General features: G+C 54.6%; 13 protein-coding genes. 4 read left to right on the top strand and 9 right to left on the bottom strand.

The window, feature by feature from the left end; genetic code table 11:
- Positions 1-13: 13 nt before the first annotated feature.
- The 7 genes from R4P65_RS21185 to R4P65_RS21160 all read right to left on the bottom strand — a co-directional run bounded on the left by R4P65_RS21185 (position 14) and on the right by R4P65_RS21160 (position 7943).
- Positions 14-2041, bottom strand: a complete 2028-nt coding sequence (locus R4P65_RS21185) for a hypothetical protein (RefSeq protein ID WP_317827996.1) — start codon at positions 2039-2041, stop codon at positions 14-16.
- Complete coding sequence (locus R4P65_RS21180) at positions 2038-2472, bottom strand: hypothetical protein (protein WP_021332926.1); 435 nt, start codon at positions 2470-2472, stop codon at positions 2038-2040. Before R4P65_RS21180 ends, R4P65_RS21185 begins: the two co-directional genes overlap by 4 nt.
- A gap of 275 nt (positions 2473-2747) precedes the next feature.
- Complete coding sequence (locus R4P65_RS33190) at positions 2748-3170, bottom strand: HNH endonuclease signature motif containing protein (RefSeq protein WP_411742572.1); 423 nt, start codon at positions 3168-3170, stop codon at positions 2748-2750.
- Positions 3171-3627: 457 nt separating this feature from the next.
- Positions 3628-3813 (bottom strand): hypothetical protein, encoded by a 186-nt coding sequence (locus tag R4P65_RS21175; protein ID WP_317827995.1) that lies wholly within the window; start codon positions 3811-3813, stop codon positions 3628-3630.
- Positions 3814-4143: 330 nt separating this feature from the next.
- Positions 4144-4413, bottom strand: coding sequence for a hypothetical protein (locus tag R4P65_RS21170; protein ID WP_317827994.1), 270 nt, complete (start codon positions 4411-4413; stop codon positions 4144-4146).
- Positions 4414-4705: 292 nt separating this feature from the next.
- The gene (locus tag R4P65_RS21165) at positions 4706-5866 is read right to left on the bottom strand and encodes a hypothetical protein (protein ID WP_317827993.1); all 1161 of its coding nucleotides are present in this window, start codon (positions 5864-5866) and stop codon (positions 4706-4708) included.
- A gap of 1336 nt (positions 5867-7202) precedes the next feature.
- The gene (locus R4P65_RS21160; RefSeq protein WP_317827992.1) at positions 7203-7943 is read right to left on the bottom strand and encodes a site-specific integrase; all 741 of its coding nucleotides are present in this window, start codon (positions 7941-7943) and stop codon (positions 7203-7205) included.
- Between the two features lie 80 nt (positions 7944-8023).
- On the opposite strand from R4P65_RS21160, the gene R4P65_RS21155 reads away from it, so the two are divergent.
- Positions 8024-8998, top strand: a complete 975-nt coding sequence (locus R4P65_RS21155; RefSeq protein ID WP_317827991.1) for a heme A synthase — start codon at positions 8024-8026, stop codon at positions 8996-8998.
- 65 nt (positions 8999-9063) lie between these two features.
- On the opposite strand, the gene R4P65_RS21150 is transcribed toward R4P65_RS21155, so the two are convergent.
- Positions 9064-9426, bottom strand: coding sequence for a hypothetical protein (locus R4P65_RS21150; protein ID WP_317827990.1), 363 nt, complete (start codon positions 9424-9426; stop codon positions 9064-9066).
- 83 nt (positions 9427-9509) lie between these two features.
- Between R4P65_RS21150 and R4P65_RS21145 the strand changes: the two genes are divergently transcribed.
- Positions 9510-10475, top strand: coding sequence for a quinone oxidoreductase (locus tag R4P65_RS21145; RefSeq protein ID WP_317827989.1), 966 nt, complete (start codon positions 9510-9512; stop codon positions 10473-10475).
- Positions 10476-10540: 65 nt separating this feature from the next.
- On the opposite strand, the gene R4P65_RS21140 is transcribed toward R4P65_RS21145, so the two are convergent.
- Positions 10541-11524, bottom strand: coding sequence for a heme o synthase (locus tag R4P65_RS21140; protein ID WP_003944994.1), 984 nt, complete (start codon positions 11522-11524; stop codon positions 10541-10543).
- Positions 11525-11725: 201 nt separating this feature from the next.
- Here R4P65_RS21140 and tkt point away from each other — a divergent pair, with 201 nt between their 5' ends.
- Positions 11726-13828 carry a transketolase gene (gene tkt / locus R4P65_RS21135; protein WP_317827988.1) on the top strand — a complete coding sequence of 701 codons (2103 nt, stop codon included), beginning with the start codon at positions 11726-11728 and terminating at the stop codon, positions 13826-13828.
- Between the two features lie 5 nt (positions 13829-13833).
- The gene (gene tal, locus R4P65_RS21130; protein ID WP_317827987.1) at positions 13834-14958 is read left to right on the top strand and encodes a transaldolase; all 1125 of its coding nucleotides are present in this window, start codon (positions 13834-13836) and stop codon (positions 14956-14958) included.
- Positions 14959-14961: the final 3 nt, after the last annotated feature.

The raw sequence follows: 14961 nt of genomic DNA, 5'->3' as shown, positions 1-14961 counted from the left end.
GATAGTTCATTTTCTAAATATATGTTTTTCGTACCGCTTTAGGCTGACTACTTGCCGATAGAAAATAGTGTATGCCGGTCCCGCAAGCATCAATTAAATCATCATGCGCAACCTTCGGAAACGAATACATTTGCTCCTCCAATTGGTCAAAGTGACGAGTATGACGGACTTTGTCTTTTCTGTAGTAGTCCAGCGCTCTAGCGGCTCGCAACGACTTCGGTTCAGTCTGATGAACAGATCTGAAGTTCGCCTTAATTCCGTCGAACACTGCTTTCCACAAGTTGCCACCCTGGTTGGTTTCTACATAGACAAGACCAACATCAAAAAGCTCAATCAGATCATTCACACGTTCCTTGAGTTCCGTGCTGACAAGCCTGAGCTGTTCCGCATGACGTACGTAAACTTTGCCGTCACTTGCCAGCGAGACCACAACCAACGCCGTGTAGTCGTTTGAAGTCTTGGTACTGACAGCCGGGTCAACACTGATCAAGGTTCTGAGGTACGTCTCAGCCTCCGTAATCACAATGTCCTGCTCGTTCCAGTATTGAGCATCGACGTTGACCGGTCTGTTCATCATGTTCATAGCGAATGCACGAGTATGACGATCACGATTTAGAACCTGAATTGACTTGAATTCAGGCCACCATGACTGCTCGTTGCCCAGTTCGTCTACGACAATCGCCGGGTAGTAGTGAACATTGATTCGTTCATCCAGAACCCACTGAAGCTCAGCATCAATCGAATCATCCAGCTCTGCCTGTTCAATGTCAGCCTCTCCCCTATTGGGTTCTGACTTGATATTGAATTTTTCAAGCTCTGCCTGTTGCTTTTCAAAAAATGACGGTTGCGTCTGATCGTCTGGCTGACTCATACAAGAAATGGATGTAGATGTGCCGTCAAAAACCGAAACCGAATTAAGATCACTTTCCTGGACCGAAGTCAAGCTTTCGCCAGAATCGTTATCAACGAGTTCGTTAACACCCTTGCTAATAAATCCAACTTCCCTATCAATGCTCCGACTTTCCGAACTTGACAAATCTCTACTAAGCTCATTTGAACGATCATCTGGAGATGCCGGAGTTTGCACGTTGATATCCGATTTGAGCGACTTTATCCCCTGTTCGGTCACTGACCGCCCGAAAGCATGTTCAATCGCTTCTAGATGATCTGAAGTACTAGAAACCGAATAGGAACTCGTTAGGTTATCCTTAGTCAGACTTACATAATCAATATTATCGGCTCTATATGATTCGCTTTGCAAACTAGTTTCGAAACTTGAATCCTGATTCGTTTGTAACGATTTCTGCTCTGCAACTTTGCGACATTGGTCGATGATTGATCCAGGCATGGTGGTCGTACCTACTATGACGATCTTCGCTCTTGATCCTAGATAGAAGATTCCATCAAGCATCGTTCTCTTGCGCTTCTCTGCTTCATTGACTGAGTAGTTGGATTCAGTTGGTTCAATATCATCCAACAAAATCAGATCAGGTCTTTGATCACCGATCTTCATACCCAGCGATTTTGCATCAATGCCTTTTGCCGAGAAGCTGAAACCATTAGCTTGCTGAATCTGCTCGTTGCTCTGACTGACATATCTCTTCACCGCACCGCGCATCATCGGCTTGCACAACTCTGGATAGTCTTTGCGCAACAGCTTGTTGTGATCTAGTTCGAACTTGAACGAATCAAGATGATCAGTCGCTTGTGAGCCAGCATCCGAGAAGGCTGCAATGAACTTCAGGTGACCATGACTTGCTGCCCACAACGGCAGAATCTTGAACAACCACTGAGACTTGCCAGCTTCACGCGGAGCAATCCAGCAGTCTCGTTGGGAATCGGTCTGCATCCAAGACTTCGCATACTCAGCCAGGTCAAGATGGAACTGACTGAACGATGGTTCTTGACCTTCGAACCTGATGCTGTGACTCAGGTAGACCACACTGAACAACAGAGGGTCTTGCCTGGTCAGCAGTTTTCGACCTTCGGACGATGCAATCAGTTCACGCGGAAACTGACCGATGTACTCCAACGGATTCACGCATCATCAGCTCTGCTTCGCTGGAACTCGTCGTACATCTGCAAGGCTTCAAGCTCTGTCGTGTCTTCCTTGGCTGTGTAGACGTTGGCCTTGCCGTCGATGACACGGATCATCTCAGTTGCGCGCTTGATCGTCTGACCAAGCTTCTCTAGCTCTGCCGGATTGAGAGTCTTGGAGTCCATCAGGTCTCGTGCTCTGGCAATCAGGTCTTGCTGTGCGATCAGCAGTTCGGAGTCTTTGTACCAATTATTGTATGCACTGGCTTTCGCCTTCAGCTCATCGAGTTCAATCTCTATGCCGAATTCCTCTGTCCACTTTTTGCCAGTTGCCCAGCTCGATGGATAGCCCAATTCCCTTCTGGCAGCGCTTAATCCAACATCACCCGCCAGTTCAGCGAATGCTCTTCGTTCAGCCTCTTCGTACTTCGCCATTCGGCACCTGCTTTTTGATTATGACTTTCATTTTTATTCCTTCCTTGAATCTTGTTTTCATTTAGGTTTGAGTCCGTCTGTCAGAGTTGTGTAAAAAGAAAACAACTGCTTTTAAGTACAGGCACGGATTCGCAATACCCTAATCAAGACTTTCCGCCCTGATTCTTTCTAGCTTTCTCTGTTCCGTTCGATCTTTTCTACAAATCCGGCAGATCAGTGTTCCTGCAAACCAGTACGTATTCGATCTAGTCTGTTCATGCTTGTTTACGCAATAGCTAGGCATCTTGAACTCTCTTCAACGCTCTACATATTTTGCAATGCAGATTGTTGTTGAATTTGAAGCTGTTGGATCTGGTTAATTCATGCCCTGCCGCGCAAAATTCCTTTTTATCTTCTGGAATCTGAGCCATATTCTCAGCATGTGTACCTGCACGTAGATGATTTATAGAGATGCAATCACGTTGATTCTTGCACAAATGCATTACTTCCATACCGGCCGGAACCGGACCATGCTTCTGTTCGTACACATATTTGTGTGCATACCAATTCTTGCCGTCAATCTTTACTACTGCATACCCGTTACGGTCTCGCGCAGAAAGCTTGAATATATGGCAATTGTTCTTGTTGACAACGTACTCAAGAATCCTCGAATATTTGTCTTCATCTGAACTAGCTTCTGAGTCACTACATTCTTGCATCTTATCTATTACTTTATCATTCATTTAACTTTTTCGCTTTACGTTTCTGACGTTGATCTTTTCTGCACTGTTTACAGGTTTGCCCCTTGTGTCTGTAAACATTGTCATCAGTCAATTCGTGACCGTACAAACAGTGTGTTCTCGCTGCATATATTTGCAAATGCTCTATCCGAATACACCATTTGTGTCGGCAAGTGTTGCCGATTGATTTTCCATAGGGAATTGACTCAATCAAATTTTGATACAACACCCGGCGAAGTAGCTGACGTTTACCGTCTAGCTTGATTAGCGGATAACCGTCACTGCTGTACGGACCCACGTAGCGCCAACACTCCCCCTCCATCTCATATTTAATCTGCAATCCGCTGACCTCTGGTGTCGTACAACGCTTCAAGCTCTTGCCTGACTCTTTTTGCTTCTACCGCGATAGCTACGAAATCAAAATCTTCAAACTCGTTCACTTCGCACCCATATTCGCAAAGAGGTTTTTGAAATACTTCTTAGCCTCTTCTAACTGCTGCGCTTCTGACTTCTCTTCTGCCGCAACATCTTTCGCTTTGATCTGCTCGTCAACGAACTTTTCTTCAATCTCGTTGACTGAATTTACTTCCGACTCAACTTCTACAAATTCAAAATCGGTCATCCAAGCACCAACTTATTATCATGTTCACAATCACGTTCATTGCAGCTTAGACATACGATTTCTTCGTAATCATTCATGCTATCTCCAAGAGACATTGGATTTAACGAATCAATCGTTAGTGTCTCTGTTTACCATTATACGCACGATATCCCGCTAATCCAAATATTCTTGTAATATCGGATCTAAGCGATTGGATTAATCTAGGTACACATTTACCCATGCCGCCGGCTGTTGCTAGTCTAATCCCGTCACACTACCTAAGCAGAGGCACTTGAAGACAAAGAAAAAGGCCAACACATTTCGTGTTGGCTTTTTTCTTACCGACTTAGATCATTTACCGTTGAGAATGGCGCTGCATCGTGGACTCACTTCTGCCTTCGCTATTGCGTCTTTCAGTTTGAGACCTGGAACCATTTCCATCAGGTGTCGGCTCGCGGAGTCTACACACTCTTGATAGGCTGCATTGCTACCGCGTACGGCCGGTTCAGACCTGTTTTGATACACGTTGTAGAGTGCACCAACAATGGATACCAAAAGTAGTCCCACCAAAATCGCCAAAGGGATCAGTCTAACCTTCTGGCCGTAGATTACTACGCTCATCGAACTCCTTCTGTCGATCGCAGTTCTGCGATTCGGGAGGATGATCGCAAGTGCAATCATCGTGTACCGCCAGATCGTGAGTCAATGTACTCCAGTACTCGGATTCAGCGCAATACTGAATCTCAACCTTTGATCGGTAGCTCATCTTCCTCTCGTGTACTTGTTGTACATAAATTGCAAACCAAGCTTCAGCCTTTGGTTTGAAGCTCCTAGCTCAACTGCCTCTTTCAGCAGAATCTCAATCTGTTCGAACAGCTTGCTCACTTGCTCAGCCTTCATGGACTGTTCAAAGTCATACTTCCGTTTCTCTGTCAAACTCATCACCTCCTTCGTTTTCGTACTGATTCAATCTTCTCTCACGCCCTTGGAACTTCAAAACGTCATACTCATTCATTTCTGATATCTCAACATCACTACATGAGTCTTCGAAAACCTGCTTCTCCTTCTGTCGATCAGCCTTGATGTTGAAACTGCTACCAAAATACGTAGTACTATGTGTCAAGGATTGAGGAACATCTATACCTCTGATCTTTCTTTTGATAGATTCAGGTACACGTATAGATAGATCATCGTCAGGATGATTCTCATTGATATATTGAGCTGCTTCAATGAGTCCTGACTGCTGCCTGCTGCTTAGTGCAACAAACCAGGATTCAGTATCTGACGGGTAATGATCATAAACACCTACCTGAATTTCCTCGTTGGCCTCAATCGAGACTGCGCCGGTTTCATGACTACGCTTCTGAGCTTGCCTCTTTCGCAACTCGTCGGTGTAGGCGTTCTTACACGCTGTCATATACCAAGCATTGAGTTTGTTGGGGTGACTGATCAGAACTTCTGAGTACTTCTCAAGAGCAATTGACAGCACTACATCTGTATCGTCAGGCTTCCGACTCGCCCACAACTTCAATTCCCGCATGAACTTTTCGTGTCGGTTCATCCGAACTGGCAAAACGTGCTTCTCTAGACTGGACTCGACTACCGTCACCAGGCTATAACGCTTATAAGTCAATGTTGGCTTCTTTCTCTTAGTTTTCGATCCTGATGCGAAATAGTCGTAGTCTTGCGGGTCAGGGTTGTGCTCATACATGATTTCTCGACACCTTTGCTGAATATTCTTACGTCGCTCAGCGATCTTTCGATCCGACTCTCCAGGGAACTGCTCCTTGAGACTCTTAAATAGCCCTATCGAGCGAGTGTTCGGCTTGTAGGGAATGAAAATATCTGTGGTGTGCTTGTGAACAGCGGCCACCGATACTTGCGATTCAGGCAAGTCCTGGCCTGAATCGTCATCATCAGCAATGTTGGAATCGTCATCAAAATACGTAGTTCTAGTTATCTGAGATTGGAGGGATGTATTACAAGTACATTCGACCATCAAACATGTAGGGCATGAACCAGGCATTGCCCAAGTCCATTCTGTTTCTTCTATTGTGTTCAAAACTGAAATCACCTACTTTCTTTGTTGGAATATAGAAAAACACTCGATCAGCCGCTACTGATCGAGTGTCCTTCGTATTTTCTTATTCCAAAAAGAAAGTTTCTGAGTGCTCCTTACCAATTAGCGGTTGGTTGAATGAATCTCTGGTACTAATTATACGCGGTAGTGCCCGGGTTGTCTAATAGGCTAACAAGAACTTAAATAAGATCTTGGAGCTGCTAGCTAACGCTGACCGCTTGTCTGAGTATGACAGTCTGCCTCTTGAAAATCAAGGCAGAAGCCGCTCAGAGGCTTTGATAACTTAACTGAGCGGCTTCCTGGGTATGATCACTTTATACAACATTTCGTGGATTCCACTCCACTGTTTCATTATACCATCTCAGTTTGCAGTCCGCTATTAGCGTTCGGTCGTCAAGAATCTAAATAGGATCATGAACTACTCGAACATAACTTTATTTAATGTTTGCATCGTCGCAGGTCAGAGGCTTGCAGGATTCGGCGGTGCACAATGTTTGCAATCTCCGCTTCTCTATGGTTTCATTCACCAATCCCCGATAGCAACGTCGGTAAGAAACTATCTGGAATGACGATTCAGACCGACCAAGCTTGACGATACAGAAACGAAAGGAGAATACCTAGAATCCTATAGCTCAGCGTCTCTGGTTAATCGGAGACCCAGATCAGTACTGAGAGACCAGAACGACGTTTTATTTTGCCAGAACGCAGCACACTACCTAAGCGGAGAGCGTCTAGGACTCGTCTTAGCCTGAGCAATTCAGAAACCCTCCGTTATCTTAGGAAGGCTTCGCTGGTGTCGGCGAACCTTGGTCGTCAGCCGAACAGACTTGGCCCCTTAGTCCTCAGTGGCAGGCAACGGGGACTGGTCTCGGCCTGGTCAATTGCGTCACGGCTCGGAACTCCGATTGATTCAAGCCGTTCTGCTGCCGCATCAACGCAGTCTAGATATTCTTGAGTCTGTCCAGCGTAATAACCTGACGTTTGGATCTGTTGAGGCGAAGTAACTTCGGATTCTGCTTGGTCTCTGCTGCTGGTCAGCCAACCAACGCCGAGCGCCACGACTGCGATCAGTGCCAGAACTCCAAGTAGGCCGAGAAGTTTCTTGTCCATGCTTCTCCCGTTTCGTTAGGTTTGTCCGTATATCGCCGTAACAGACCAATCGTTACAGTTTTGAAGTGCGTCGCCGGAGAGCTGTTCAGATTAATCAGATTTTCTGGCGGGTATGGATTGACCAGACAGCCAATTTCATTAACCAGAAGAGAGGATTACGTGCCAAAGCAGGACTACGCCGCGACGGCAGACGGATAGATCCGTCTGCCGTCAGCAGTAGCTACCCGAATGCTCGTTTGACCTGCGTTTCTACGTCATCGGTCGTGGTTTGTACGTAGAAGGTCAACGAAGTCTGCACGCTGTGGTGCCGAAGCTGTCTACGCAGAATCTCCGGCGAACAGCCGTTGTTGACCAGTTCTGTTGCGAACTTATGCCGTAGTGCATGCGGAGTGACTTCGATTTCTGCGTTGCGTCCTACTCGTTGCAGACCCAGGTACACAGTATTTCGGGTGACCTTCGGGTTCCACTGCGCATACTCCGCTGCGAACCACTCAGGAACTACGACCGGACCCGATGATTTGGCTGAACTGAGTGTGCCGTTAGGTAGCAATTGCCTATCTACCAGCATGACGTTTCCTGAAATTCGTTGCTTCACAACAGACTCGCCCAAACGAAGCCCTGCGTAGAGCATCGAGAAACCGTACATTTTGTATCGTGACGATTCGATTGCCTGGTGAATGGTCGTCAGCGGAGCAAGTGCGTAGATCCTTGGTTGCCCCTTGGACACTTTGAGCTGCACACCGAGCATCGAACGCAGTGCAATCGCATGCTTGTTGCGTGTGGATTGGTTCAGCACGGTTTGCAGACGGTTGTGCAGGAAGCCCACCGTTGCCTGTTCGATCGGCACCTCACACAGGTCGAGGCATCGCAGAGTGCTCAGATAGTGGTAGACGGTTGATGCCTTCACCTGCTTGTTGGCAAGATTCTGCTGGGCAACGTCGAGAATCGTTGTAGTTGACACTTCCACTCCTCACATCGGAGCAGTCACCCGGCACGGCCCCAACGACACTGTGTAGTTGATGGGGAACTACGATCGTTGGCGTGGTGAATCGTGTGTATGCCGGATTTTTGCGCTTGGTGGATCGACTACCTCTCCCCTCGCTGAAAACGCAGAAGATCATCGCGTTCATCGTGATCCTGACGCAGGGCGGTATCGCTGTCACCGGTGCGGTGGTTCGCGTGACGGACTCGGGGCTCGGTTGCCCGACGTGGCCGCAGTGCTTCCCCGGTAGCTTTGTCCCGGTCGGCCACGGACAGGTCGCGGTCATTCATCAAGCCGTCGAGTTCGGCAACCGCCTACTCACGTTCCTGGTTGTGATCGTCGCTGCCGCAATCGTGCTCGCGGTGACTCGCGCTCGCCGACGCAAAGAGGTGCTTGTCTACGCCTGGATGATGCCGCTCGGCACTGTCGTTCAGGCAGTGATCGGCGGTATCACCGTCCTCACAGGTCTCCTGTGGTGGACGGTGGCAATCCACCTGGTGGCGTCGATGTTGATGGTCTGGGTTGCCACGGTGATGTACGCGAAGATCGCCGAACCCGACGAGGCAACAACTCTGATCGTGATGCCGAAGCCGCTGCGCTGGCTTACCGCGCTGTCCGGAGTGGCGCTCGCCGGCGTACTGGTCGCCGGAACTCTGGTGACAGGTGCAGGCCCGCACGCGGGCGACAAGGGACTGGAACGCACGGTGCCTCGCCTCGAGGTCGAGATCGTAACGCTGGTTCATCTGCACTCGCAGCTGCTGGTCGGATACCTCGCGCTGGTCGTGGGACTGACCTTCGGCCTGTATGCGGTCGGAACGTCAGCGGCCGTGAAGCTCCGCTTGAAGGTTCTGCTGGGACTGATTCTCGCGCAGTCACTCATCGGCGTCGTGCAGTACTTCACCGATGTGCCTGAAGTTCTGGTGATCATGCATGTCGCTGGTGCTGGACTGTGCACGGCTGCGACGGCAGCAGTTTGGGCCGCGGGCAAGACGCGCCAGTTCACGCCGGTCGGCTCGCCGATACCAGCTGTCTGACGCTTGAAGACACGTGTGGGGCGGTAGGAACACCGAAATGTGTTCCTACCGCCCCACACGTCATTTCAGGATTCGTTGCGTGCTTTCGGGAACCGAGTCTGATTGGCAACCCAACCGGCCATCTTCTTGAAGTGGCCTTCCTGCGGGGTGACGATGCTCGTCAGCTCGCGCTCCCACTCGGCAACGGTGACGTTGTCGAAGGATGCGACGACGGCATTGGCCGTGGCGAGGTCCGCGACGACCTGGTCACCGAGGATGCCGTCGGCACCCACGAGAGTGATGCGAACGCCGGCAACGCCGACTGGCTGGATGACGGCGCTGGCGGTTCCGCCGTGCTCAGCGACGAACTTGGTGATGGCATTCACCGTGGACTTCGGCAGTTCCGGCGCGGACGGGGTGGCGTCCGACTTCTCTGTATCGGTGCTCATGACTCGACAATACTGGTCGGTAGCCCGGAAGCGACACCAGGCATGGACTGAGGCTCGGTCGCCGCGGGTGTAGAACAGAAACCATGCGAGCCATCTACGTGACCGAGACCGGCGGACCAGAGGTTCTGACTCTGACCGATCAACCCGAACCGACACCGGGCCCAGGCGATCTACTCGTCCGTACCGAAGCGATCGGCATCAATTTCATCGACACGTACTTCCGAATGGGCCAGTACAAGCGGCCGCTCCCCTACATTCCCGGCGACGAGGGCAGCGGTGTCGTCGAAGCCGTCGGTTCCGATGTCACCGAATTCGCCGTGGGCGACCGTGTCGCGTGGGCCGCGGCCACGAGCAGCTACGCCGAGAAGGTGGCTGTTCCCGCCGCAGTCGCAGTGAAAGTGCCCGACGGTGTCCCGGCATCGGCCGCAGCGTCAGCGCTCCTGCAGGGGATGACGGCGCACTACCTCGCGAAGTCGACGTATCCGATCCAGAGCGGAGACACCGTGCTCGTGCACGCGGGCGCGGGCGGCGTCGGGTTGATCCTGACCCAGATGGCCGTCAGCCTCGGGGCGAAGGTCGTCACGACTGTGTCATCGGATGCGAAGGAAGAACTCTCGCGTGGCGCCGGTGCCTCGGAGGTCTTGCGGTACGACGAGGACATCGCAGCACGCGTTCGGGAGTTCACCGGCGGCGAAGGCGTCGCGGCGGCATACGACGGCGTCGGCGCAACAACTTTTGATTCGAGTTTGGCTTCCGTGCGTATCCGCGGCACCGTCGCATTGTTCGGTGCAGCCAGTGGTCCGGTTCCGCCGGTGGATCCGCAGCGGCTCAATTCGTCGGGCTCGCTGTTCCTGACGCGACCGACGCTCGCTCATCACATTCGCACTCGTGAGGAACTGACCTGGCGTGCCGGCGATGTCTTCGATGACATTGCGGCCGGGAAACTCGATATTCGCGTCGGCGCCGAGTATCCCCTCGCCGATGCGGCAACAGCGCATCGGGATCTGGAAGGTCGAGCAACGACCGGGTCGATCGTTCTGATTCCCTAGCGAAGTGCTGTGCGCCTTTGTCAACCGCCCGCGGTTAATAAAGGCGCACAGCTGAATCAGCTGATTCAGCTGAGCATGTCGCTGATCGTCTGGAGTCCGAGAACCGAGTCGACAGCGAGGCCGACGAAAACGATCGCAAGATAGTTGTTGGACTGCAGGAACAGGCGCAGCGGCTTGACCTGAGCACCGCCACGAACGCTGCGGTACAGCTGATGGGCCATGAGCAGGAACCACGCACCGGCGACGATGGTGATGGCGGCGTAGATGACGCCCGAGGCGGGCACGAGGACAAGCGTCGTGACGACCATTGCCCAGCTGTAGAACAGGATCTGCTTGGTGACGTGCTCTTCGGTGGCGATCACCGGAAGCATCGGGACACCGGCGGCTTTGTAGTCTTCTTTGTACCGCATGGCAAGTGCCCAGGTGTGCGGCGGCGTCCAGAAGAAGATGATCAGGAACAGCACGACGGGCTGCCAGCTCAGCGAACCGGTGACAGCTGCCCAGCCGACGAGCACGGGCATACATCCGGCAGCGCCGCCCCAGATGACGTTCTGCCAGGTACGACGCTTGAGAACCATCGTGTAGATGAGGACGTAGAACGCGATCGTGATCACGACGAGGATGCCGGCGAGGAGGTTGGCTCGCCACCACAGCCACAGGAACGATGCGAGTCCGAGAAGAAGCCCGAAGACGAGCGCGTTACGCGTCGGCACCGCCTCGCGGGCCAGCGGACGCTTCGCCGTGCGCTTCATGACCTTGTCGATGTCGGCGTCGACGACGCAGTTGAGCGAGTTCGCACTCGCCGCGCCCATCCAGCCACCGAAGAGGGTGCTCAGGATCAGAACGATGTCGACTGTTCCGCGATCGGCCAGCAGCATTGCCGGAATGGTTGCCACCAACAGCAATTCGATTACTCGCGGCTTCGTGAGCGCGATATAAGCCAGAACCTTGCCCGTTGCGCGACCCCACACCGTATCGGTATTGGTCGCCCGCGGGGCGGCACCTGGGCTGCCGAAGCCATGTCCGCTCGGCTGTTGCCCTGTCCGCACGTTCTCTCCTTGCACCACGCGTTACCGCACTAACTCTTCACGACACACTGCTGACACTGTTCTCTACTACGAACGATGGTAGACCGCAGCCATTGAGGAACCGAATCGACCCGGGCAGCCAGGACCATTAGGCTGGGTTACGCAGTGGAGGGACACCCCACCCTCGCAATCCACGTACACCATGTCAGGAGACATCTGCCAGTGTCGATCACAGACGAGATCCACGTCCTCACGCAACCCGTCCACCCCTCGGACTGGACCGACCTGGACACCAAGGCTGTCGATACCGCCCGCGTGCTCGCCGCCGACGCGGTTCAGAAGGTCGGCAACGGCCATCCCGGAACTGCAATGAGCTTGGCGCCGTTGGCATACACCCTCTTCCAGCGCGTCATGCGCCACGATCCTTCGGATGCAGAATGGGTCGGCCGTGACCGCTTCGTTCTCTCCTGTGGTCATTCGTCCTTGACGCTGTACACCCAGCTCTACCTGTCGGGCTATGGTCTCGAGCTTGCAGACCTCGAAGCTCTCCGCACGTGGGGCGCACTGACCCCCGGCCACCCCGAGGTCGGCCACACCGTCGGCGTCGAGATGACCACCGGTCCGCTGGGCCAGGGCCTCGCCTCCGCAGTCGGTATGGCGATGGCTGCGCGTCGTGAGCGTGGGCTGTTCGATCCGGAGACCCCGGTCGGCTCCTCCCCCTTCGACCATCACATCTACGTGATCGCGTCCGACGGTGACATCGAAGAAGGCGTCACGTCCGAGGCCTCGTCCCTCGCCGGTGTCCAGGAATTGGGCAACCTCATCGTCTTCTACGACGACAACAAGATTTCCATCGAGCACGACACCACCATCGCTCTCGGCGAAGACGTCGGAAAGCGATACGAGGCCTACGGCTGGCACGTTCAGCACGTCGAAGGTGGCGAGAATGTCTCCGGCATCCTCGACGCGGTTGCCGCAGCCAAGGCCGTCGTCGATCGTCCGTCCATCATCTTGCTCCGCACCATCATCGGTTTCCCGGCGCCGAAGAAGATGAACACCGGCGACGTCCACGGCTCCGCTCTCGGCGCCGACGAAGTTGCAGCGGTCAAGGAAGCCCTCGGCTTCGATCCGGCCAAGTCCTTCGACGTCGACTCCGACGCTCTGGCTCACGCCCGTGAGGTCGTCTCCCGCGGCGCCGACGCACGCAAGGCATGGCAGGTCGAGTTCGACGCGTGGGCCGCACGTGAGACCGAGCGCAAGGAACTCTTCGACCGCCTGTTCGCCGGCGAATTCCCCGCCGGCTGGGCCGACGCTCTCCCGACCTACGAGGCCGACGCCAAGGGCGTTGCGACTCGTAAGGCCTCCGGTTCGGCGCTCAACGCGCTCGGACCGATCCTGCCTGAGCTGTGGGGCGGCTCCGCCGACCTCGCAGGCAGCAACAACACCACCATCAAGGGTGCAGATTCGTTCGGCCCCTTCTCCATCTCCACCAACGACTGGAACGCGCAGCCCTACGGCCGCACGCTCCACTTCGGTATCCGTGAGCACGCGATGGGCTCGATCCTCAACGGCATCGCGCTGCACGGCCCGACCCGCCCGTACGGCGGAACCTTCATGGTCTTCTCCGACTACATGCGTCCGGCGGTTCGCCTGGCCGCACTGATGAAGACGGCCGTCACCTACGTCTGGACCCACGACTCCATCGGTCTCGGCGAAGACGGCCCGACTCACCAGCCGGTCGAGCACCTCGCTGCTCTTCGTGCGATCCCGAACCTCGCCGTCGTTCGCCCGGGTGACGCCAACGAGACCTCGTTCGCATGGCAGGCAGCACTCGAGAACAAGACGGGCCCGACGGCTCTGGCACTCACCCGCCAGGACATCCCGGTTCTCGAAGGCACCAAGGAGAAGGCTGCCGAGGGAGTCAAGCGCGGCGCTTACGTCCTCGTCGACGCAGCCAACGGTTCGCCGGAGGTCATCTTGCTGGCGACCGGTTCCGAACTGCATCTGGCCACCGAGGCTCGCGAGACCCTCGAAGCTCAGGGCGTCGCAACCCGCGTTGTTTCCGTGCCGTGCCTCGACTGGTTCCTCGAGCAGGATCAGGCGTACCGCGACGAAGTCATTCCGCCCGCTGTCCGCGCGCGCGTATCTGTCGAAGCCGGCATCGCGATGCCGTGGTGGCGCATCCTCGGCGACGCCGGTCAGGCCGTCTCGCTCGAGCACTACGGCGCTTCCGCCGATTACAAGACCTTGTTCCGGGAGTTCGGCATCACTGCCGACGCGACTGTAGAAGCCGCGCAGCGCTCCCTCGCAGCTGTGAAGGGATGATCTCGATGACACAGAACGTGAATACCGAAAAGCTCTCCGCTGCAGGCGTTTCCATCTGGCTCGACGACCTCTCGCGAGATCGCATCCAGTCCGGCAACCTGCAGAACCTGATCGACACGAAGTCGATCGTGGGCGTCACGACCAACCCGTCGATCTTCCAGGCAGCACTCTCCAAGGGATCGGCCTACGACGCTCAGGTCCGTGAGCTCGCACAGCGCGGCGCCGATGTCGACGCCACCATCACCGCGGTGACCACCGACGACGTGCGCGCTGCGTGTGACATCCTGGCTCCGCAGTTCGAGGCGTCGAACGGCGTCGACGGCCGCGTGTCCATCGAGGTCGACCCTCGCCCGGCACACGACACCGACGCCACTGTCGCGCAGGCGATCGAGCTGCACAAGATCGTCGATCGCCCGAATGTCCTGATCAAGATCCCCGCGACGCTGGCAGGCATTCCCGCCATCGCCAAGGTGATAGGCGAGGGCATCAGCGTCAACGTCACCTTGATCTTCTCGGTCGAGCGCTACGAAGCAGTCATGGGCGCATACCTCGAAGGTCTGGACACTGCCAAGGCTGCCGGCCGCGACATCTCGTCCATCGAGTCGGTCGCGTCGTTCTTCGTCTCCCGCGTGGATTCCGAGATCGACAACCGCCTCACGGCAATCGGCACGCCGGAAGCGCTCGAGCTTCGCGGCAAGGCTGCACTCGCAAACGCTCGCCTGGCGTACAACGCCTACCAGCAGATCTTCGAGGTCCAGCCACGCTTCCAGGCTCTCCTGGCCGACGGCGCCAAGGCTCAGCGTCCGCTCTGGGCGTCGACCGGCGTGAAGAACCCGGACTACCCCGACACGCTCTACGTCACCGAACTGGTTGCACCCAACACTGTCAACACCATGCCGGAGAAGACGCTCGACGCTCTCGCCGACCACGGTGAGATCACGGGCGACACCATCTCGGGCACCGCCCAGGAGTCACAGGCGGTCTTCGATCAGCTCGCTGCAGTCGGAATCGATCTTGCGGACGTGTTCAAGGTCCTCGAGACCGAAGGCGTCGACAAGTTCGAGGTGTCCTGGAACGAGTTGCTCGACGCAACTGCCGAGCAGCTCCGCGCAGCAACCCAGAAGAGCTGAGCC

It is taken from the genome of Rhodococcus sp. IEGM 1318, from assembly GCF_033142465.1.
Taxonomy (GTDB): domain Bacteria; phylum Actinomycetota; class Actinomycetes; order Mycobacteriales; family Mycobacteriaceae; genus Rhodococcus_F; species Rhodococcus_F qingshengii_B.
Note: the sequence above shows the minus strand (reverse complement) of the source record. Positions and strands in the feature narration are given on the sequence as shown.

Bases quoted from the DNA above. Each gene is read 5' to 3' on its own strand.
- R4P65_RS21180 (WP_021332926.1), bottom strand. From the start codon at position 2,472: ATGGCGAAGTACGAAGAGGCTGAACGAAGAGCATTCGCTGAACTGGCG.
- R4P65_RS33190 (WP_411742572.1), bottom strand. From the start codon at position 3,170: ATGCAAGAATGTAGTGACTCAGAAGCTAGTTCAGATGAAGACAAATAT.
- R4P65_RS21175 (WP_317827995.1), bottom strand. From the start codon at position 3,813: ATGACCGATTTTGAATTTGTAGAAGTTGAGTCGGAAGTAAATTCAGTC.
- R4P65_RS21170 (WP_317827994.1), bottom strand. From the start codon at position 4,413: ATGAGCGTAGTAATCTACGGCCAGAAGGTTAGACTGATCCCTTTGGCG.
- R4P65_RS21150 (WP_317827990.1), bottom strand. From the start codon at position 9,426: ATGAGCACCGATACAGAGAAGTCGGACGCCACCCCGTCCGCGCCGGAA.
- R4P65_RS21145 (WP_317827989.1), top strand. From the start codon at position 9,510: ATGCGAGCCATCTACGTGACCGAGACCGGCGGACCAGAGGTTCTGACT.
- tal (WP_317827987.1), top strand. From the start codon at position 13,834: ATGACACAGAACGTGAATACCGAAAAGCTCTCCGCTGCAGGCGTTTCC.